20 protein-coding genes are annotated in these 19,660 nt (G+C 69.0%); 8 read left to right on the forward strand and 12 right to left on the reverse strand.

Translation table 11 applies throughout. The annotated features are described in order from the left end of the window. The coding region (locus ACMUOO_RS07585) for a peptidoglycan DD-metalloendopeptidase family protein (RefSeq protein WP_413854983.1) at window positions 1-878 on the forward strand (878 nt) is incomplete at its 5' end. Between the two features lie 48 nt (window positions 879-926). Here ACMUOO_RS07585 and ACMUOO_RS07590 read toward each other — a convergent pair. The 4 genes from ACMUOO_RS07590 to ACMUOO_RS07605 are packed head-to-tail and all read right to left on the reverse strand — an operon-like array spanning window position 927 to window position 3,466. Beyond that, a complete protein-coding gene (locus ACMUOO_RS07590; RefSeq protein WP_301918600.1) occupies window positions 927-1,766 on the reverse strand; it encodes an ATP-binding protein in 840 nt (279 codons plus the stop codon). After that, the gene (gene tatC, locus ACMUOO_RS07595; protein WP_301918599.1) at window positions 1,763-2,656 is read right to left on the reverse strand and encodes a twin-arginine translocase subunit TatC; all 894 of its coding nucleotides are present in this window, start codon (window positions 2,654-2,656) and stop codon (window positions 1,763-1,765) included. The genes ACMUOO_RS07590 and tatC overlap by 4 nt, the downstream gene beginning before the upstream one ends. After that, complete coding sequence (gene tatB, locus ACMUOO_RS07600) at window positions 2,653-3,225, reverse strand: Sec-independent protein translocase protein TatB (protein WP_301918598.1); 573 nt, start codon at window positions 3,223-3,225, stop codon at window positions 2,653-2,655. Before tatB ends, tatC begins: the two co-directional genes overlap by 4 nt. Before the next feature lie 31 nt (window positions 3,226-3,256). Then, the gene (locus ACMUOO_RS07605; RefSeq protein ID WP_301918597.1) at window positions 3,257-3,466 is read right to left on the reverse strand and encodes a twin-arginine translocase TatA/TatE family subunit; all 210 of its coding nucleotides are present in this window, start codon (window positions 3,464-3,466) and stop codon (window positions 3,257-3,259) included. Between the two features lie 159 nt (window positions 3,467-3,625). On the opposite strand from ACMUOO_RS07605, the gene ACMUOO_RS07610 reads away from it, so the two are divergent. Beyond that, complete coding sequence (locus ACMUOO_RS07610) at window positions 3,626-4,300, forward strand: helix-turn-helix transcriptional regulator (RefSeq protein ID WP_301918596.1); 675 nt, start codon at window positions 3,626-3,628, stop codon at window positions 4,298-4,300. A 2-nt stretch (window positions 4,301-4,302) separates the two neighbouring features. On the opposite strand, the gene ACMUOO_RS07615 is transcribed toward ACMUOO_RS07610, so the two are convergent. Beyond that, on the reverse strand, window positions 4,303-5,391 hold the full coding sequence (locus ACMUOO_RS07615) for an ABC transporter ATP-binding protein (RefSeq protein WP_301918913.1): 1,089 nt from the start codon (window positions 5,389-5,391) through the stop codon (window positions 4,303-4,305). A 146-nt stretch (window positions 5,392-5,537) separates the two neighbouring features. After that, window positions 5,538-6,317 (reverse strand): SDR family oxidoreductase, encoded by a 780-nt coding sequence (locus tag ACMUOO_RS07620; protein ID WP_301918595.1) that lies wholly within the window; start codon window positions 6,315-6,317, stop codon window positions 5,538-5,540. Window positions 6,318-6,472: 155 nt separating this feature from the next. Between ACMUOO_RS07620 and ACMUOO_RS07625 the strand changes: the two genes are divergently transcribed. The 4 genes from ACMUOO_RS07625 to ACMUOO_RS07640 all read left to right on the forward strand — a co-directional run bounded on the left by ACMUOO_RS07625 (window position 6,473) and on the right by ACMUOO_RS07640 (window position 10,929). Beyond that, the gene (locus ACMUOO_RS07625) at window positions 6,473-7,480 is read left to right on the forward strand and encodes a Hint domain-containing protein (RefSeq protein ID WP_301918594.1); all 1,008 of its coding nucleotides are present in this window, start codon (window positions 6,473-6,475) and stop codon (window positions 7,478-7,480) included. Between the two features lie 85 nt (window positions 7,481-7,565). Continuing rightward, on the forward strand, window positions 7,566-8,387 hold the full coding sequence (locus tag ACMUOO_RS07630) for a universal stress protein (RefSeq protein WP_301918593.1): 822 nt from the start codon (window positions 7,566-7,568) through the stop codon (window positions 8,385-8,387). 57 nt (window positions 8,388-8,444) lie between these two features. Then, a complete protein-coding gene (locus ACMUOO_RS07635) occupies window positions 8,445-10,052 on the forward strand; it encodes a peptide chain release factor 3 (RefSeq protein ID WP_301918592.1) in 1,608 nt (535 codons plus the stop codon). Between the two features lie 112 nt (window positions 10,053-10,164). Further along, window positions 10,165-10,929 carry a lipo-like protein gene (locus ACMUOO_RS07640; RefSeq protein ID WP_301918591.1) on the forward strand — a complete coding sequence of 255 codons (765 nt, stop codon included), beginning with the start codon at window positions 10,165-10,167 and terminating at the stop codon, window positions 10,927-10,929. Here the strand turns inward: ACMUOO_RS07640 and ACMUOO_RS07645 are convergent. Both ACMUOO_RS07645 and ACMUOO_RS07650 read right to left on the reverse strand, forming a co-directional pair. Beyond that, a complete protein-coding gene (locus tag ACMUOO_RS07645; protein WP_301918590.1) occupies window positions 10,904-11,329 on the reverse strand; it encodes an OsmC family peroxiredoxin in 426 nt (141 codons plus the stop codon). The genes ACMUOO_RS07640 and ACMUOO_RS07645 overlap by 26 nt on opposite strands. A 61-nt stretch (window positions 11,330-11,390) precedes the next feature. Next, window positions 11,391-12,185, reverse strand: a complete 795-nt coding sequence (locus tag ACMUOO_RS07650) for a glycosyltransferase family 25 protein (RefSeq protein ID WP_301918589.1) — start codon at window positions 12,183-12,185, stop codon at window positions 11,391-11,393. Window positions 12,186-12,574: 389 nt separating this feature from the next. Here ACMUOO_RS07650 and ACMUOO_RS07655 point away from each other — a divergent pair, with 389 nt between their 5' ends. After that, window positions 12,575-13,099 (forward strand): hypothetical protein, encoded by a 525-nt coding sequence (locus ACMUOO_RS07655; protein ID WP_301918588.1) that lies wholly within the window; start codon window positions 12,575-12,577, stop codon window positions 13,097-13,099. 262 nt (window positions 13,100-13,361) lie between these two features. Beyond that, window positions 13,362-14,915 (forward strand): DEAD/DEAH box helicase, encoded by a 1,554-nt coding sequence (locus tag ACMUOO_RS07660; RefSeq protein WP_301918587.1) that lies wholly within the window; start codon window positions 13,362-13,364, stop codon window positions 14,913-14,915. Window positions 14,916-14,981: 66 nt separating this feature from the next. Here ACMUOO_RS07660 and ACMUOO_RS07665 read toward each other — a convergent pair whose 3' ends face one another. From ACMUOO_RS07665 to nuoN, 4 genes are read right to left on the reverse strand one after another with little or no spacing between them, the layout of a single operon-like run. Beyond that, on the reverse strand, window positions 14,982-16,664 hold the full coding sequence (locus tag ACMUOO_RS07665; RefSeq protein WP_301918586.1) for a ribonuclease J: 1,683 nt from the start codon (window positions 16,662-16,664) through the stop codon (window positions 14,982-14,984). Further along, window positions 16,661-17,440: a type III pantothenate kinase gene (locus ACMUOO_RS07670; protein WP_301918585.1), complete on the reverse strand. Its 780-nt coding sequence runs from the start codon at window positions 17,438-17,440 to the stop codon at window positions 16,661-16,663. Before ACMUOO_RS07670 ends, ACMUOO_RS07665 begins: the two co-directional genes overlap by 4 nt. Window positions 17,441-17,452: 12 nt before the next feature. Next, window positions 17,453-18,226 (reverse strand): biotin--[acetyl-CoA-carboxylase] ligase, encoded by a 774-nt coding sequence (locus ACMUOO_RS07675; RefSeq protein WP_413854984.1) that lies wholly within the window; start codon window positions 18,224-18,226, stop codon window positions 17,453-17,455. Next, on the reverse strand, window positions 18,216-19,655 hold the full coding sequence (gene nuoN / locus ACMUOO_RS07680) for an NADH-quinone oxidoreductase subunit NuoN (protein WP_301918583.1): 1,440 nt from the start codon (window positions 19,653-19,655) through the stop codon (window positions 18,216-18,218). Before nuoN ends, ACMUOO_RS07675 begins: the two co-directional genes overlap by 11 nt. Window positions 19,656-19,660 lie beyond the last annotated feature (5 nt).

The following is a 19,660-nucleotide window of genomic DNA, read 5'->3' on the forward strand; positions in this document are numbered from 1 at the left end:
GCGAGGTGCTTGCCCTGCCCCGACGTGTTGCCGAACCCGCCGGAGTGACGGGTACGCCGCTTGCCACCGGCGCAGCCGGCGGCAGGATCGACGTGGCCACCATCGCCTCGGGCGCGATAGACCGGGCCAGCGCCCCGGGCGCCGCCCCGGCCCCTGCGCAACCTGCCTCGGTCGCGGCGGGCGCCGTGACCATCGGCAACACCGAGCCGATCCGCCACCGCGTGATGCGGGGCGAGACCGCCTATTCGATCGCGCGGCTCTACAACGTGAACGTCAAGGCCCTGGCCGACTGGAACGGCCTCGGCCCCGACCTCGCCGTGCGCGAGGGCCAGACACTGCTTGTCCCCGTCGCCGCGGCAAGGAGCGCATCGCAGGAGGTCATCACGGCACCGGGCGAGGGTTCGCCCACGCCGACGCCTCCCTCGGCCGCCACGCCGCTGCCGGCGGAGAAGACGAAACCCGCGGCAGAGCCGGTGAAGACTCCGCCCGCCCCCAATCTCGGCACGCAGAAGACCGCCGCCTCGGGAACCGCGAAGCTGGCCATGCCGGTCGCGGGCAAGATCATCCGCGGCTACCAGAAGAAGAAGAACGAGGGCATCGACATCGCTGCCGCGGCCGGAACCGCGGTGGCTGCGGCGGGCGACGGGACCGTGGCCGCGATCACCAAGGACACCGACCAGGTGCCGATCCTCGTGATCCGGCACGACGGCAACCTGCTCACGGTCTATGCCAATATCGACGGTATCAGCGTGGCCAAGGGCGACCGGGTGAAGCGCGGCCAGCCGATCGCCAGGATCCGCTCCTCCGATCCCGCCTTTCTGCACTTCGAGGTGCGCCAGGGCTTCGACAGCGTCGATCCCGTCCCCTACCTGCAGTAGCGGGCGCGCGCTACGGGCGGCGCTGGCGCGAGGAGCGGCAGCGCCGTGTCAGAGGCGGACGCCCCGGCGCCCGGCGAGATCGCAGAAGAACTGCCACGCCACGCGGCCCGACCGCGCGCCGCGCGTCGCCTGCCATTCGATCGCCTCGGCCCGCAGGGTCGGCTCGTCGATCTCCAGCCCGTGGCTGGTGCAGTAGCCGCGGATCATCTCCAGGTAGTCATCCTGGCTGCAGGGGTGGAAGCCGAGCCAGAGGCCGAAGCGGTCGGAGAGAGAGACCTTCTCTTCCACCGCCTCGGAGGGATTGATCGCGCTCGACCGCTCGTTCTCGATCATGTCGCGCGGCATCAGGTGGCGCCGGTTCGAGGTGGCATAGAAGACGACATTCTCCGGCCGCCCCTCGATGCCGCCGTCGAGGACCGCCTTCAACGCCTTGTAGTGCTGGTCGTCGTGGCTGAACGACAGGTCGTCGCAGAAGAGGATGAAGCGGTGGTCCTTCGCCGCACGCAGCAGCGTCAGGAGCCGCCCGATCGAGGGCAGGTCCTCGCGACTGAGCTCGACGATCTTCAGGTCGGTGCCCTGGGCGCGGACCGCGGCGTGGACCGCCTTCACGAGCGAGGATTTCCCCATCCCGCGCGCGCCCCAGAGAAGCGCGTTGTTGGCAGGCAGGCCGCGTGCGAACTGCGCCGTGTTGGCCATGAGCGTGTCGCGCGACCGGTCGATGCCGACAAGCAGCGGCAAGTCCACCCGCGCGACCTCTGCCACGGGCAGCAAGCGGTCCGGGTCGGCGTGCCAGACAAAGGCTTCGGCGGAGAAATCGGGCGCGGCATGGGGCGCCGGAGCGAGCCGCTCCAGCGCCTCGGCGATCCGGGTCAGGAGAGCACCGGTCATCCCGTCTTGCCCTCGCCCGCGGCGGCGGGAGCGTCTTCGGCGGCTTCCTCCTCCTCCTCGAACCAGAGCCCCTCGGCGCGAAGCCGCGCCTCGCGTGCCTTCTCCACCCGCCGCACAAGCAGGATCGAGACTTCGTAAAGGCCGTAGACCACTGTGAAGAGCACGAGCTGGCTCACCACGTCGGGCGGGGTGGCGATGGCGGCGACGACGAGGATGCCCACGACCGCGTAGCGGCGCACTGCGGCCAGACCCACGCTGGAAACGAGCCCGGCCTTGCCCATGAGCGTCAGCAGCACCGGCAACTGGAAGCAGAGGCCGAAGGCGAAGATGAACTTGATCGTGAGCGCGAGATATTCCTCGATCGAGCCGACGAAGCCGATGCCGAGCGTGGTTGCCGCGTCGGCCACGGCCTCGCCATCGGCGGGCACGGCTGCGGTCTTCTGAAAGCCGAGGAAGAAATCGAAGGCAAGCGGCAGGATGGCGTAGTAGGCGAATGCCGCGCCGAGAAGGAACATCGCCGGCGAGGCGATGAGGAAGGGCAGGAAGGCCGATTTCTCGGACTTGTAGAGGCCGGGGGCAACGAACCGCCACATCTGGTAGCCGATGAAGGGGAAGGACAGCGCAAAGCCGCCGAGGAACGAGATGCGGATGGCCACGAAGAAGCCTTCCTGCAACTTGATCATCGACAGCGTGCAGTCCTGCCCGCGTTCGGCGAGCGCGGCACAGATCGGCCGGGTGAGGAACTCGAAGATCGGATCGGTAACGGTGAAACAGGCCACCATCGCCACGATGAAAGCCAGAAGCGACCACATGATGCGCGAGCGGAGCTCGGTCAGGTGCTCGATCAGGGGGGCGGTGCTGTCGTCGATGTGATCTTCGGGGCGGCTCATGCCTCACCCTTCTTCTTGCGCGGCTTCGCGGCAGGTTTGGCAGCCGGAGTCGCCGCCGCGGCCGGTGCGGCCTTTGCCACCGGGTCGGCCGCGGGCTTCGTTCGCCGCACCGCCTTGAGGCGGGGCGTCGGCGCGGCCGGGGCCGCCTCCGGGGCGGCAGCCGCAGCCGGGGTCGCCGCCGCGGCGGCGTCGCTCGCCGGTTTCACCGCCGCCGCGCGGGCCGCGGCTTCGGCAGCGCGTTTCTCGGCCAGGGCCTGCGTCGCCGGTCCCTTCGGCGTGGCCGCGCCCTTGGCAGGGTTCCACTGCTCGAACTTCGTCGCCGCCTTGTCGAGCGCGTCGAGGCCCAGCGCGTTCTTCGAGGTCATCTTGCGCAGGTCGTCCGCCGTCTCCTTCACGCCTGACTCGCGCGCCGCATCGTCCATGGCGCGCTGGAACTCGCGTCCCATTGCCCGCGCCTTGGCGGTGAACCGCCCGAGCGTACGGAACATGACGGGCAGGTCCTTCGGCCCGACCACGATCAGCGCCACGACGCCGATGACCAGAAGCTCGCTCCAGCCGATGTCCAGCATGTCTCTTCGCGCCCCGCAGGTCCCGCCCTACTCAGGCCTTGTCCTTGTCCGGTGTCACGTCGCGGGCCTGGTCCGCCGAGGCCTTCTCGATCTCTTCGGAACCGTCCTTCACGCCCTTCTTGAAGGCCGTGATGCCCTTGCCGACCTCGCCCATGAGCGACGAGACCTTGCCGCGCCCGAAGAGGACGAGGATCACGACGGCGATCAGAAGCAGGCCGGGAATGCCGATGTTGTTGAGCATGTGCGTCTCCTTTGAGCGCGGTTCGCGCCCTTGCATCGCCCGAAGATGGGCCTCTCGCGCCAAAGGGTCAAACCGTTCCGCCGCCGCTTCGGTCGCGAAACCGCTTGTCCGGGGGCCGCAACTGACAGTAATCTGTCAGTTGACCCCGGTATAGCCTCGATGCGCCGCTCCGAACGTCTCTTCGACCTCGTGCAACACCTCCGCGACGGCAAGCTGCACCGCGCCGCCGACCTTGCGGCACGACTCGGTGTCTCCACCCGCACGGTGTGGCGCGACATGGATGCGCTGGCGGCCTCGGGCCTGCCGATCGTGGGGGCGCGGGGCGTCGGCTACCAGTTCCGCGATCCGACCGTCCTGCCGCCGATGACGCTGACGCGCGACGAATTCGAGGCGCTGAGGCTCGGCGTGACGCTGGCCGCCGGTGCGGCAGACCCGACGATCGCGCGGGCCGCCGCCTCGGTCCGGGCCAAGATCGGCGCGGTCGCGCCGGCCCGCCCGGACGACCCCGGTGCCGACAGCTTCGTCTTCGCGAGCGCGGAGGCCGCGCGCGCCGCCCCCCACCTCGGCCTCATCCGCCGCGCGATCCGCGATCACCTGACCCTCACCCTCGGCTATCCCGGCGCGGACCGGGCGGAACTGGTCCGCCGCGTGCGTCCCCTCCACCTCGATTTCTGGGGGCGCGCCTGGCTCCTCACGGCGTGGTGCGATCTTTCCAACGACTTCAGGCAGTTCCGGGTCGATCTTGCGACGCGGATAGAACATGACGGCGGCGCCTTCCTGCCCGAACCGGGGAAGACCGCCGAGGATTACCTCGCCCGCTTCGCCACTGCCTGAGATCAACCGCGGCGCGGGAAGACGAAACAGCGGTCGCGACGGATCATCAGCCACATCACCGTGCCCGGCTTCGGAAGGAAGACGGCCGGGACCGTCGCCTTGAGGATCTGCCCGCCCTCCTCCATGCGGAACTCCACGAGGCTTTCGCGCCCCATGAACCGCGCCCGGGCGACCGTGGCGCGCGCCGCGGTTCCGTCGGCCGGCGTCGGGTTCGGCCCCCGGCCGGCGCGGTCGAAGTCGATCTTCAGATGCTGGGGCCGGATCACGATCTCGACCTCGGTCCCGTCCGAAACGCCGGGGGCGAGGAACTCTCCGAAGGGCGTCTGCGTCAGCGCGCCCTGAACCGTCGCCGTAAGGATGTTGATATCCGAAAAGAAAGCCGCCGCCTCGCGGTCCACGGGGGCGTTGTAGATGTTGTAGGGTGCGCCCCGCTGCACGATCCGGCCCCGGCGCATCAGCGCGATCTCGTCGGCCATGCGCATCGCCTCGTGCGGCTCGTGGGTGACGAGAAGGACGGCCGTGCCCTCCTCCTTCAGGAGCGCGAGCGTGTCGTCGCGGATCCCGTCGCGGAGCCGTTCGTCGAGGCCGGAGAAGGGCTCGTCCATCAGGAGGATGCGCGGACTGGGCGCGAGTGCACGGGCGAGTGCCACGCGCTGCTGCTCGCCGCCCGAGAGTTCGTGCGGGTATTTCGGGCCGAAACCGGACAGCGAGACGCGTTCCAGAAGCGCATCGACCCGCCCTCTGGTGTCGCTGCCGCGGGGAAGGCCGAAGGCGACATTCTCGGCCACGGAGAGATGCGGGAAGAGCGCGAAGTCCTGGAACATCAGGCCGATGTGGCGCCGCTCCGGCGGCACGCGGAAGACCGTGTCGCAAACGAGGCGCCCGTCCACATGGATCGTGCCCTCATCCTGCATGTCCACGCCGGCGATGATGCGCAGCGTGGTCGACTTGCCGCAGCCGGACGGGCCGAGCAGGCAGGTGACCTGCCCCGGCTCGATCGTCAGGGAGACGTCGTCCACGACGCTCCGGCCGTCGAAGCGACGGACGAGGTTGCGGACCTCGAGGCGCGGCGGCGCGATGTTCGGCGGCATGATCGTCAAGGGCACCCCTTCCCCGAGCGAAACTCTCGGGTTTCAGCCCGGATAGCAGTCCGGGCGGAAGGCCGCAAGCAGGTCGGACATCGGCCCCGGCGCCCCGATTGACCGCTGCTCCGGAGGATCTTCCGGCGGAACGTCGATCAAAGCGTGGAATTCGTTGCACCGCCGTCGAGCAGGATGTTCTGGCCGACGATGAACCCCGCGTGCATCGAGCAGAGGAACGTGCACATCGCGCCGAATTCCCCGGCGGTGCCGTAGCGGCGGGCGGGGATCGTCGCCGTGCGGGCCGCACGGGCGGCCTCCAGCGTGATGCCCTGTGCCGCCGCCACGCCACGGTCGAGCGCGTCGGCCCGGTCGGTCGCGTGGATGCCGGGCAGCAGGTTGTTGATGGTGACGCCATGCGGCGCCACCTGGCGGGCGGTTCCGGCGACATAACCGGTGAGTCCGGCGCGGGCGGCGTTGGAAAGGCCGAGCTGGGCGATCGGCGCCTTCACCGACTGCGAGGTGATGTTGACCACCCGGCCCCAGCCGCGCTGCATCATCCCCGGAAGGAGCGCTGTCATCAGCGCGATGGGCGTCAGCATGTTGGCATCGAGCGCTCGGAGGAAATCCTCCCGGCCCCAGTCCGACCAGAGGCCGGGCGGCGGGCCGCCGGCGTTGGTGACGAGGATATCGACGGACCCTGCCGCCGCGAGAGCCTCTGCCCTGCCCGCCTCGCTGGTGATATCGGCCACGACCTCCGTCACGGCGACGCGATGCGCCGCACGGATCGCCGCCGCCGCCTCGGCGAGCGGTCCGGCACTGCGGGCGTTGAGGACAAGGTCCACCCCCGCCGCCGCCAGCGCTTCGGCGCAGCCGCGCCCGAGCCCCTTCGATCCGGCGCAGACGAGCGCCCGTTTGCCGCGGATGCCGAGATCCATGCTTGCCTCCCTGTTTCTCCGCGACAGGATAGCCGATCCCGGCGGCAGGGCCAGCCCGCGCCGGATGCGACCCGCGTTGACGCAAGGGCCGCGGCTTTGCTAAGCCCGGTGGGCGCGCCAGACCATGCAGGCCGCGCGCAGCCGAAGGACAGGGAATGCCCGAGCACCCGACCGCCCTGCCCGCCCAGGCGGCGCATGCCTATCCGGCGCGCGCCCTCAGCGTCGCCGGCGGGGCGAACATCGGCGATCCGATCGCGGCGGCGGAACTGGTGGAGCCGGGGGATGTCTACCGGCTTGCCGGCGACGCGCGGCCGGTGCGGCTGATGCTGCGTCCGGCCGACTGCGGTCGCGCCCAGGTGCTGGCCGAGGGGACGGGCGTCGGCCGGGCCGGCGACCGGATCGCGCTCCTGTCGCTCCTCACCCTGATGTCGCCCGACGGCGACCGGGTCGAGGTGCTGGTCGTCCGGCACGAGGCGACGCAGGAAATTTACGCGGTGCCGCTGTCGCCGCTCGCGCCCAGGATGGACTACACGCTGATCGACGCGCGCGAGGACGTCGAGGGCATCCGCGTCGCCGACCTTGTCTGCGTGGCCTTCGCGGCCGGGACGATGATCACCCTGCCGGGCGGCGCCCAGCGGCCGATCGAGGCGCTGGAACCGGGCGACCGTGTCCTGACGCGCGACCACGGCGCACAGGAGGTCCGGTGGATCGGCAAGGCCACCCTGCGCGCCAGGGGCGCATTTGCACCCGTCGTCATCGCCGCCGGCACCCTCGGCAACCATTCCGACCTGATCGTCAGCCCGCACCACCGCATCTTTGTCTACCAGCGCGGCCCCCGCCGGATCGGCGAGACGGCGGAGCTTCTGGTGCAGGCCAAGCATCTTGTGGACGGCGAACGCGTGACGCGGCGCGAAGGCGGATATGTCGACTACTACAGCCTCGTCTTCGACCGGCACGAGATCGTCTATGCCGAGGGCATCCCCGCCGAGAGCCTGATGGTGTCCGAGGCGACAGTGAACCTCTTGCCGCCCGATCTGGCGGAGAAGGTGCGGGCGCGCTTTCCCGGCCTGAGCCAGAGCCAGCACTTCGGCACCGAAGCGGGTCGGGACCTGCTCGACGAGGCAGCGCGCGAGGCGCTCTTCCGCCGGCCGGGCAGCGACTGATCCCGGCTTGCGGCGGATTGCCACCCGGCCTTGCGCCTCCGGTCGGATAGCCCACCTCTGAAGGGGTTGACGAAGGGAGAACCGGATGAAGAACCTCATAGTGGCCACCGATCTTTCGGAACGCGGCGACCGTGCCCTGCAGCGGGCCTTCCTTCTCGCGAGCCGGGTTGGCGCGGGCCTCATCATCGTCACCGTGGTCGACGACAGCCTGCCCGACAGCATCGCGGAGACGATGGCGCGGGCGGCCGAGACCGAGCTTGCGCGCATCGCAAAGGCGCATCCGCTCGCCGCGACCGTGCCGCACGAAATCCGCGTGGTGCGCGGCGACCCGGCGCTCGCCATCGCCGCGCTGGCGGCGGCCGAGCGGACTGATCTCCTCATCCTTGGCGTGCACCGCGACCGCGCCCTGGCGGACTTCTTCCGCGAGACGACGATGGAGCGGATCGTGCGGCAGGTCGCCTGTCCGGTCCTTCTGGTGCGCCGGCCGGCCGTCTCCCCCTACGGGACGGTCGTCGCCGCCGTCGATTTCTCGCCCGCCTCGGCCGCCGCGCTCCGCAAGGCCGCCGAGTTTGCCCCGGAGGCGCGGCTCGCCGCGGTCCATGCGATCCATGTGCCCTATCGCGGCCTGATGCCCGCCGATGCGGTGGGCTCCTTCCTCGGTGAGGCGGAGACGGCGGAGGCCGGCTGGCGCCGGGCGGAGTCCCTGCCGGAAGCGCTCGGCAAGGTGGCGCTTCTGGAAGGCGCGATCGGCACGGTGCTGACCGATGCCGTCCGCACCGAGGGCGCCGACCTGGTCGCCGTCGGCGCCCATGCGCGCAGCGGCCTGCACAACGCCCTCATCGGCAGTTTCGCCGCGCGGATGATCCGCGACGCGCCCTGCGATCTTCTCATCGCGCGGCCGGCCTGAGCGCGGCCCCGGACACCGCAGATTGCGCAGGGGCACTGGCACGGCTATATCGCCGCCATGCTTGACGCCGCCCCGAACCGCCCCGCCCTGCCGCCGGAAATCGCCCGGCGGCGCACCTTCGCCATCATCTCGCATCCCGATGCGGGCAAGACCACGCTGACCGAGAAGTTCCTTCTTTTCGGCGGCGCCATCCAGATGGCGGGGCAGGTCCGCGCCAAGGGCGAGGCGCGGCGCACAAGGTCGGACTTCATGAAGCTGGAGCAGGAGCGCGGCATCTCGGTCTCCGCCTCGGCCATGTCCTTCGATTTCGGCCGCTATCGCTTCAATCTGGTGGACACGCCGGGCCACAGCGATTTTTCCGAAGATACCTACCGCACGCTGACCGCGGTCGATGCCGCGATCATGGTGATCGACGGCGCGAAGGGCGTCGAAAGCCAGACCCGCAAGCTTTTCGAGGTCTGCCGCCTGCGCGACCTGCCGATCCTGACCTTCTGCAACAAGATGGACCGAGAGGCGCGCGACACGTTCGAGATCATCGACGAGATCCAGGAAAACCTCGCCATCGACGTCACCCCGGCGTCGTGGCCGATCGGCATGGGCCGCGACTTCCTCGGCTGCTACGACATATTGCACGACCGACTGGAACTGATGGACCGCGCCGACCGCAACCGGGTGGCGGAATCGATCAAGATCGAAGGACTCGACGATCCCAAGCTGGCCGAGCACGTGCCCGCCGATCTTCTCAGGAAGCTCCGCGAAGAACTTGAAATGGCGCGCGAACTCCTGCCCGCCTTCGACCGCAGGTCGTTCCTGGAAGGCCACCTGACGCCGATCTGGTTCGGCTCCGCCATCAACTCCTTCGGGGTCAAGGAGCTCATGTCCGGCATCGGCGAATACGGACCCGAGCCTCAGCCGCAGACCGCCGCCGAACGCCAGATCGCACCCGAGGAGGGCAAGGTCGCGGGATTCGTCTTCAAGGTGCAGGCCAACATGGACCCCAAGCACCGCGACCGCGTGGCCTTCGTCCGCCTCGCCTCGGGCCATTTCGAACGCGGCATGAAGCTGCTGCATGTCCGCACCAGGAAACCGATGGCGATCTCGAACCCCGTCCTCTTCCTCGCCGCCGACCGGGAACTGGCCGAGGAGGCCTGGGCGGGCGACATCATCGGCATCCCGAACCATGGGCAATTGCGCATCGGCGACGCGCTGACCGAGGGCGAGGCGCTGCGCTTCACCGGCATCCCCTCCTTCGCGCCGGAGCTTCTCCAGACGGTGCGCGCGGGCGACCCGATGAAGGCCAAGCATCTCGAAAAGGCACTGATGCAGTTCGCCGAGGAAGGGGCCGCCAAGGTCTTCAAGCCGGGCATCGGCTCGGGCTTCATCGTCGGCGTGGTGGGCCCCTTGCAGTTCGACGTGCTGGCGAGCCGGATCGAGCAGGAATACCAGTTGCCGGTGCGCTTCGAGCCGACGCAGTTCACCTCCGCCCGCTGGGTGACGGGGCCGAAGCCGGACGTCGAGAAGTTCGTCGCCGCCAACAAGGGCCATATCGCCCACGACCACGACGGCGACATCGTCTATCTCACGCGGCTCCAGTGGGACATCGACCGCATCGTGCGCGACCATCCCGCGCTGAAGCTTTCGGCGACCAAAGAAATGATGGTCTGACGCGCTCCCCCAGGGCCCCAGTCGCCGGCGCCCGGATTTTCACGGCTTATTGACCGCTGACCTCGCAGCTTTCATGGTCAGGTGACGAACGGACAGGCTGCGGGGTATGCCGTTGAACCGTTTGACCGAAGCGATGGGCCGGGCGCTTGCCCGCTACCTTCAGACGCCCACCGGCCGATACCGCTCCTATGCGGTCACGCCGCTGCCGCTGCTTCGGGCCTGCCTGCGCCCGGCCGACATCCTCCTTGTCGAAGGCGATACGCGCATTTCCGCGGCGATCAAGTATCTCACCACCTCGACCTGGTCCCACGCCGCCTTCTATGTCGGCGACCCTGACGGCTGCGACCTGATCGAGGCGGACCTCGAACGGGGCGTGCGCTACGTCTCGCTCGAACACTATGCCCATCTCAACACCCGCGTCTGCCGCCCGGTCGGCATCGATGGGACCGACCTCGACCGGGTCGTCGCTTACATGCGCGCCTCGATCGGACGGAGTTACGATCTCAGGAACGTCATCGACCTTGCCCGCTATCTCCTGCCCGAACCCCCCGTTCCGCGCCGATGGCGGCGGCGGATGATCGCCCTCGGCTCAGGCGATCCGACACGCGCGATCTGCTCGACGCTGATCGCCCAGGCCTTCCAGATCGTGCGCTATCCGATCCTGCCGGAGATCAAGGTCGATCCCGACGACCCCGTCCGCCGCGAAATCCTGCACATTCGCGACCACTCGCTCTTTGCGCCCCGGGATTTCGACCTTTCGCCCTATTTCGCCAACGTGAAGCCCACGATCGAACGCGGCTTCGATTACCAGGCGCTGCACTGGTACGACGGCGGACCCGGCGCGGAAGGGGTCAGCCGACCGTCACCTCCATCGTGATCTCGGCCCTGAGAAGCTTCGAGATCGGGCAGCCCGCCTTCGCCTTCTCGGCAAGGTCCCGGATCTTCGCCTCGGGCGCGTCAGCCTTCACCTTCGTCACCAGGTGCGCCTTCTTCACCGTCGGCCCGCCCTCGGTCGTCGGGTCGAGCGAAATGGTGGAGGTCGTCTCGATCGCCTCGGGCGTGATCCCCTCGCCGCCCATCAGCGCCGCGAGGAACATCGAGTAGCAGCCCGCATGGGCCGCGCCGATCAGTTCCTCGGGGTTCGCGCCCGGCTTGCCGCCAAAGCGGGTCGCATGGGTGTAGGGCAGCCCGGTGAAGGCGCCCGACTGCGCGGTGAGCGTGCCGCCGCCCTCCTTCAGGCTGCCCTTCCAGACGGCCGATGCAAATTTCTCGATCATGGCGTTTCCTCCTGTCCTGAACTTGCCATCGTCGCACAACGCGGGCTCGGGGCAAGGGGCGCTATGCGCCCGAGAAGGTCATCTCGACCGGAACCGCGGCCCCGGAGGTGACCTCTGCCATCTCCGCCCGGCGCGTCCGCCAGTCGCGCCAGCGGCGGCGGAGCGTCCGGGCCGGGGTCTCGGGGCGTTCGGGGCGGATGTCGGACGCGAAGGTGGAAATGTCGTGCAGGACCGGCGCCGGGCAGACGAATCCGGGGCGGAGAAGGTCGAAGCCCATCCCGGCCGAGCGGCCGAAGAGCAGGTGATCGACCGGCACCGTCAGCGCCGGGAATCGGGACAGGAGCGCTCCCGCCCCCCGTGCCGTCAGCACATATCCGCAACTGCCGAGAAACCCGCTCCGCAGCCGGTGGAGCGTCGTGCCCGCCGGACCCGCGCCGAGCGCCTGGCCGAGGGGGTGCCGCCGGCTCCGCTCGGCCCCCGGCCAGAATTCGAGCTTGAGCACCCCCATGGCGTGATCCCGCATGAGCCGCGCAACCCCGTCCTCCGCGAAGGCGGGGAAGGTCGCGGCAAGCAGGGCGTCGTCCTCCAGCACCACCGCCGCCTCGGCGGCGCCCCCCGCGATTTCGTCCCAGAGCCGGCGGTGGGAAAGCGTGCAGGCCATGTCCCCTGGCGTCGCCGGATAGGCGCGCGACAAGGGTCCGGAACCGAAGGCGGCCCGAAGCGCGTCGGCCGCGATCGCGCGCCGGTCGAGCGCCTCGACCCTGGTCCAGCCAAGGCCGAACCCGTCGAGCGTGGCGCCGATCCGGGCGAGCCGCCCGGTCTCCCGCGCAAGGTTGACGACATGGACGTGCAGCATCGCAGTCTTTCCGGTTCCCCGGCGGGAGACTAGGCAAGGCCGGGGCGGGCGTCGATGGCAAAGCCAGTCCCCGTCACCGATTTCAGCCCCAGATTGTCTCTCATCGGGCGAATCTCTTTATGGCAGAAATGTGGCGCCAGCGGCCTGAACCGGGCCCCCGTGTGCTGCCTGGGGCCGGCGCCGGGCGCCTCGCGGGGCGTCAATCGGTCAGGTTTGGGGCAGCTTCGCGGCAGAATGCGCGGAAACCCGCCGTGATCGTCGCCATACCGAAACTGATTCTTCCGCTGCACGGCATTCTGTTTCCGTTGCGCCAACAGCCGTCTCCAATGCCCCAAAAATGTCTCATTTTCCCAAAGAATTAGAGTGCCAGCCGCAACAAAGGAGCTGCCATGTTCAAACCCACCTTCAAAGCGCTGGCCGTGGCAGCGGCAACGGTCACGGCGGGGCTCGGCGCAATGCCGACCCAGGCCGCGACCATCAACCTCGTCGCCGACAGCGGATGGACCCGCTTTTCCTACGGCGACGTCGGCACCACGGCCGGACGGAGCTTCAGCTTCACCCTGGCGGCCAATGCCATCCTCACCCTCGTGGATGGCTTCTTCGCGGGGGACCAGTTCGAAGTCTTCAACAACGGCACTTCGTTCGGGGCCACGTCGGCCCCGGTGACCCCGTCCCCGAACACGGGCATGAACTTCGACGCTGCGCTTGCCAGCGGGCAGCACAGCTTCGGCGCGTTCAACCTCGGTCCAGGGACGTATCTGATCTCGATGAACGTGCTCGCACGCTCGCCGGGAACCGGCAACCATCTCGGGGCGATCCGTCTCGACATGGCGGCCGTGCCCGTGCCCGCCGGAGGGGCTTTGCTTCTCTCAGGGCTCGGGGTGGTGGCGCTTCTGCGTCGCCGTCGCCGGTAGGGTTCCCCCCCAGGTCCCCTGCCGGAACTTGTACCCGTAGTACCCACACCTGAACACCCACCCAAACACCCAAGCCCAAGGCGCCGCCCGTCTCCCCCAGGACGGGCGGCGCCGCCTTTCCGGGCCACCCTCCGGCGGCTGATTGACCTTCGCCGCGTTTTGCGTTAGGGCGAAGCGCCCGCATCCGGCGGGCGAACGCCGGGGCGCCCGGAAGTTGCGTCCCTTCACCCTTGCGGCCCGATGCCGCAACGACTGGACGCTGATGACAAAATTCTCCGACCTGAAGCTGGACCCGCGGGTCCTTCAAGCCATTGCCGAAGCCGGCTATGAAATCCCCACGCCGATCCAGGCTGGCGCCATTCCACCCGCCCTCGAAGGCAAGGACGTTCTCGGCATCGCCCAGACCGGCACCGGCAAGACGGCCAGTTTCACGCTGCCGATGATCACGCTGCTTGGCCGCGGCCGCGCCCGCGCACGGATGCCGCGCAGCCTCGTCCTCGCCCCCACGCGGGAACTCGCCGCCCAGGTGGCCGAGAACTTCGACATCTACGCCAAGCATACCAAGCTGACCAAGGCGCTCCTGATCGGCGGCGTGTCGTTCGGCGAGCAGGACAAGCTGATCGACCGTGGCGTCGATGTGCTGATCGCCACGCCGGGCCGGCTGCTCGACCATTTCGAGCGCGGCAAGCTCCTTCTCACCGGCGTGCAGATCATGGTGGTGGACGAGGCCGACCGGATGCTCGACATGGGCTTCATCCCGGATATCGAGCGGATCTTCTCGCTCACGCCCTTCACGCGGCAGACGCTCTTCTACTCCGCCACCATGGCGCCGGAGATCGAGCGCATCACCAACGCCTTCCTGCATTCGCCGGCGCGGATCGAGGTTGCGCGTCAGGCGACGGCTTCCGAGACCATCGAACAGCGGCTGATCGAGCTTTCGCCGACCCGCAAGGACCAGACGGCGAAGCAGAAGCGCGAGCTTCTGCGGGCAGTCATCAATGCGGAAGGCGAGGCCTGCACCAACGCCATCCTCTTCTGCAACCGCAAGTCCGAAGTCGACATCCTCGCGAAGTCGCTGAAGGCGCACGGCTTCGATGCCGCGCCGATCCACGGCGACCTCGACCAGAGCCAGCGGACAAAGACGCTCGACGGCTTCCGCGACGGTTCGCTACGCTTCCTCGTGGCCTCCGACGTGGCGGCGCGCGGGCTCGACATCCCGGCGGTGAGTCACGTCTTCAACTTCGACGTGCCCTCCCATGCCGAGGATTACGTGCACCGGATCGGCCGTACGGGCCGCGCCGGCCGCAAGGGCGTGGCGGTGACGCTGGCGACGCCAGCCGACAAGAAATACCTCGACGCGATCGAGAGCCTCGTGAAGACGCCGCTGCCCCGCGCCCCGCTGCCCGAAGGCTTCGCGCTCAGCGAGGCAGCGCAGCGCCCGCCGCGGGCGGACGAGGAGCGCAAGGCCCGGCCGCGCCGGGACCGCGAGGAGGCGCGCAGCCGCGAAGACCGGCGCGAGCGCCCGATCAAGGCGCATGGGCACGAAGCGCCGCTCGCCCCGCTCGACGTGCCGGCGCCGCGGACCGAACCCGCGCCGGAGAGGCCCGCGCGTGGCGCCGGGGACGGCCCCAGGCAGGAGCGCACGACCGAGCAGAGGCCAAAGCGCGAACGTGGACCCGATCGTGACCGTCGCGGCGCCCGGAGCGAGGGCCGGGGCGAGGAAAGACGCGACCGCGACCAGGGCTCGCCCGTCGTCGGCATGGGCGATCACGTGCCCGATTTTCTCTTGCGCGGCTTCAAGCCGGAAAAGGTCTGACCTCACCGGCAGGACCGTCTGCGGCGAAGGGACAGGGCGGCCGGCGGGGCCGCTCGTCCGCCCGGCTCACTCTGCGACGAGCCGGCTTGTAACCACCGTCACCTCGGGCTTCTTGCCGATCTCTTCGACCGTGACCTGCCGCACGATCTTGCGGATCGCCTCCTCCACCTTGTCGTCGTCCTTCAGGACGCGGTCGCCCGCACTGTCGAGGAATTCGTTGAGCTCGCGCTCCACCGCCTCGGCCAGCGGCGTGCCGGAGCGGGTCCTTTCGACGAGGCCCATCGTCTCCACCCATGCCTCGCCGAGCGGCTGGTCGTCCTCGTCGAGGATCACCGTGACCAGCACGTGGCCGTTCAGCGCCATGCGGATGCGGTCGCGCACGACCCCGTCCATCGCCCCCATCAGCACGCTGCCGTCGAGGTAGGTCCGCCCCGCCTCCACATATTCGACCACTTCCGGCTCGGCTCCCGTCAGGTCCACCATTGTGCCGTTGACCGCAAGCTCGGCCGCGATCCCCTTGGCCAGACCGATCTGGCAGTGTTCGCGCAGGTGCCGGTGTTCGCCGTGCATCGGCAGCAGTATCTTCGGGCGCAAGAGTTCGTGCACCGCTTCGAGGTCCGGGCGGTTGGCGTGGCCCGAGACGTGGTAGAGCCCGCCGCGGTCGTCGATCACATCGACACCCATCTCGGAATAGGCGTTCATCACCCGGATCACGTCGCGCTCGTTGCCGGGGATCGTCTTGGAGGAGAAGAGGAAGGTGTCGCCCTCCTTCATCTCCAGCCCGAGATACTTGCCGCGGGCAAGCTGGGCAGAGGCCGCACGGCGCTCGCCCTGGCTTCCGGTGACGATCAGCATGAGGTTCTGGCGCGTCACATCGACCGCCTCCTCGGGCTGGATGATCGCCGGGAAGTCGGTCAGGACGCCGGTTTCCACCGCCGCCGTGATCATCCGCTTCATCGCCCGCCCGAGAAGGCAGATCGACCGGCCCGCGTCGCGCCCCGCCTCGGCCAGCGTCTTCAGCCGGGCGACGTTGGAGGCGAAGGTGGTGGCGACGACCATGCCGCGCTGCGCGGCGATGAGCTCCGAAAGGGGCTTGGCCAGCGAGGCCTCCGACCGCCCCGGATGCGGCGAGAAGACGTTGGTGGAATCGCAGGTGAGAACCTTGACCCCCTTTCCCTCCTTCGCGATGCGGTGCCACTCCTCGGGGTCGAAGGGCTCGCCCACGACGGGCGTCCCGTCGAGCTTGAAGTCGGCCGAATGGACGATCCGCCCCGCCGGCGTGTCGATGATGAGAGAGGCGCTTTCGGGGATCGAGTGGCTGACGGGGACGAACTGGACCCGGAACGGCCCCGCCTGCACGACCTCGGGCCGCGGCTTGACCACGCGGATGACGTCGAGGGGCTGGCCCTGTTCTTCCATCTTCAGGGTTGCGATGGCGGCGGTGAAGGGGCGGGCGTAGACCGGCGCCTTGATCCGGGGCCAGAGATGGCCGAGGGCGCCGACATGGTCCTCGTGCGCGTGGGTGATGAAGATCGCCTCCACCCGGCTTGCGTTCTCTGCCAGCCAAGCGATGTCGGGCATGATGAGGTCGACGCCCGGCGTCTCGTCCATGTTCGGGAAGGTCACGCCGAGATCGACGACGATCAGCCGCTCGGCCCCCTCGGGGCCATAGCCGAAGACGTAGCAGTTCATGCCGATTTCGCCGGCCCCGCCAAGCGGCAGGTAGATCAGGCGGTCCTTCTTGGTCATCCCGTCGCAAGTCCCTTGTTGTAGCGGTGGATGAGCACGAGCCCATGCATGGTCAGGTCGTCCTCGACGCTGTCGAATATCTCTGTGCCCTGACCGAAGAGCGGCGCGAGACCGCCGGTGGCGATCACCTTCATCGGCCGCGCACGTTCCGCCCGGATCTGCCGCACGATGCCTTCGACAAGCCCAACATACCCCCAGTAGATGCCGGCCTGCATGCAGGCAACCGTATTCGTGCCGATGACCTTCTGCGGTTTCGTGACATCGACGTGCGGCAGTGCGGCGGCGGCCATGTGGAGCGCTTCAAGGCTGAGGTTCACTCCGGGCGCGATCACCCCGCCGATATAGGCGCCGTCGGTGTCGGCAACGTCGAAGGTCGTCGCGGTGCCGAAATCGACGATGATGAGGTCCCCGCCGTGCCGGTCGAAGCCCGCGACGACATTGACGAGACGGTCGGGGCCGACGGTCGTGCCCTGATCGACCCGCGGCGCCACCGGCAGCGCGCATTCGGGCTTGCCGACGACGAGCGGGCGGCAGTTGAAGTAGCGGTCGCAAAGGACGCGGAGGTTGAAGACCACCCGCGGCACGGTGGAGGAGATCACGACGTCGTCGATCTCCACCGGCACCTTGTGATGCTCCATCAGGGTGGAGAACCAGACGAAATACTGGTCGGCCGTGCGCTGATGCTCGGTCGAGGTCCTGAGCGTGCACCGGAACCTCTCGCCGTCCCAGACGGAAAAGACGGTATTGGTGTTGCCGCAGTCGATGCAGAGGAGCATGGGGTCCCTCCCTCAGAAATAGACGTCGGCCGCCGGGATCGCGCGGCGGCCCTGCGGCGTCGCGAGCACGAGCGCTCCGCTCTCGTCGACGGTCTCGAACGTGCCCTCGATGGTCTCGGCCATGGTCCGCGCCGTGAGCCGCTGGCCGAGCCGCGCGGCCCGGGCGAGCCAGGCTGTGCGGATCGGGGCGAACCCCCAGGCTTCAAGCTGCGCGTCCCATCGGGCGAAGGCCGGGGCGATGAGGTCGAGGAGCGTCTCGGGCGCGAGCCTGACGCCGGTCTCGCCCATCACCGACACGGGCCGCGTGCTGCCGGGTTCCAGCGCATCGGGTGGCGGCGCCGCGATCAGGTTGACGCCGATGCCGACCGCAAGGTGGCTGACGGCCCCCCCCTGCCCCGCACTTTCCAGAAGGATGCCCGCCACCTTGCCGCCGTTCAGGAGCACGTCGTTCGGCCACTTGAGCGAGAGCGTCGCCCCCGGCCCGACCGCCCGATCCAGCGCCTCGGCGAGGGCGAGCGCCGCCACGAAGCTCCGCTGCGCGGCCGTGGCCGGATCGGCCGGGGGTCGCATCATGAGGGTGGCGAAGAAATTGCCCTCGGGCGAAATCCAGGCCCGGCCCCGCCGTCCGCGCGCCGCGGTCTGGCGCCGGGCGAGTATCCACGCCGGCTGCGTCAGGTGCGGCGCGAGGCGCAGCGCCTCGGAATTGGTGCTGTCCACCTCCGCGAGGACGTGGCGCGCCACGCCTTCCGGCCAGACCGGAGGCCGGTCCGTCCGCTCAGCGGACAAGAACTTCGGCCGCCAGAGCCGCGGCGCCCTCGATGCCGAGAAGGTTCACGACGCCCGCGACCATGACGATGGCCGAAGCCATCAGCAACACCCACTGCGCCGGCACCATCCGCGTCTCCAGCCCGTCGGTCTCGGCGCCGAAGTACATGAAGTAGACGATGCGCAGGTAGTAGAAGGCGCCGATCACCGAGGCGACCGCGCCGGCGACCGCGAGGAGCACCATGTCGGCGTTCACGGCGGCCAGCAGCACGCCATACTTCGCGAAGAACCCGAGCATCGGCGGCACGCCCGCGAGCGAGAAGAGAAGGACGAGCATGGCGAGCGCCTTGATCGGTTCCTTCTTCGCATAGAGGTTCAGCGTATCGATGTCGGTCGCCGGGGCGCCGTCCTTCTCCATCGACAGGATGAAGGCGAAGGTGCCGACGTTCATCACGACATAGACCGCCATGTAGATCAGCATCGCCTTGACGCCCGCCTCGGTCCCCGCGGCGAGACCCATGAGCGCGAAACCCATGTGGGCGATGGAGGAATAGGCCATCAGCCGCTTGATGTTCCGCTGCCCGATCGCGGCGATCGCGCCCACGAACATCGACAGCGCCGAGATGACCGCGATCACCTGGCTCCAGTCCGCCACGGCAGCACCGAACGCGTCGAACACGAGCCGGGCGAAGAGCGCCATCGCGGCCATCTTGGGGGCGGTGGCGAAGAAGGCCGTGACCGGTGTCGGCGAGCCTTCGTAGACGTCGGGCGTCCACATGTGGAAGGGCACGGCCGAGACCTTGAAGGCAAGGCCGGTGATCATCAGCACGAGACCGAAGAGAAGCCCGACCGAGACGTGCCCGCCCTGGATCGTCTCGATGATCCCCGAAAAGAGCGTGGTGCCGGTGAAACCGTAGGTGAGCGAGGCGCCGTAGAGCAGGAGCCCCGAGGAGAGCGAGCCGAGCACGAAGTACTTGAGCCCGGCTTCCGTCGATTTCACGCTGTCGCGGCGGAAGGCCGCGAGGATGTAGAGCGAGAGCGACTGCAGTTCGAGCCCCATGTAGAGCGACATGAGATCGCCGGCCGAGACCATGATCATCATGCCCGCGACGGCAAGCGCCACCACGAGCGGGAATTCGAACCGGCCGAGTCCGCGCCGCGCCATGTAGTCCGCGCTCATGGCAAGGACGGCGGCCGCGCCGAGAAGCACCGTCACCTTGGCAAAGCGCGCGAAGGCATCGTCCACGAACATGCCGCCGAAGGCGATGGTCTCGCCCGGGGCCGACAGGCCGATCCAGGCGGCGAGGCCGGTGAATACCGCGACCGTGGCCCATGTGAGCGTGCCGGCCAGTTCGTCCTTGCCGGTGTAGACCGCGCCGAGAAGCGCGGCCATGGCGTAAAGGACCAGGACCACTTCGGGAAGGATGGCGGAGAAATCGGCGGAGATCATCGCGA

The sequence above is a fragment of the Albidovulum sp. genome (genome assembly GCF_041919395.1).
In the GTDB taxonomy this organism is placed as follows: domain Bacteria; phylum Pseudomonadota; class Alphaproteobacteria; order Rhodobacterales; family Rhodobacteraceae; genus Albidovulum.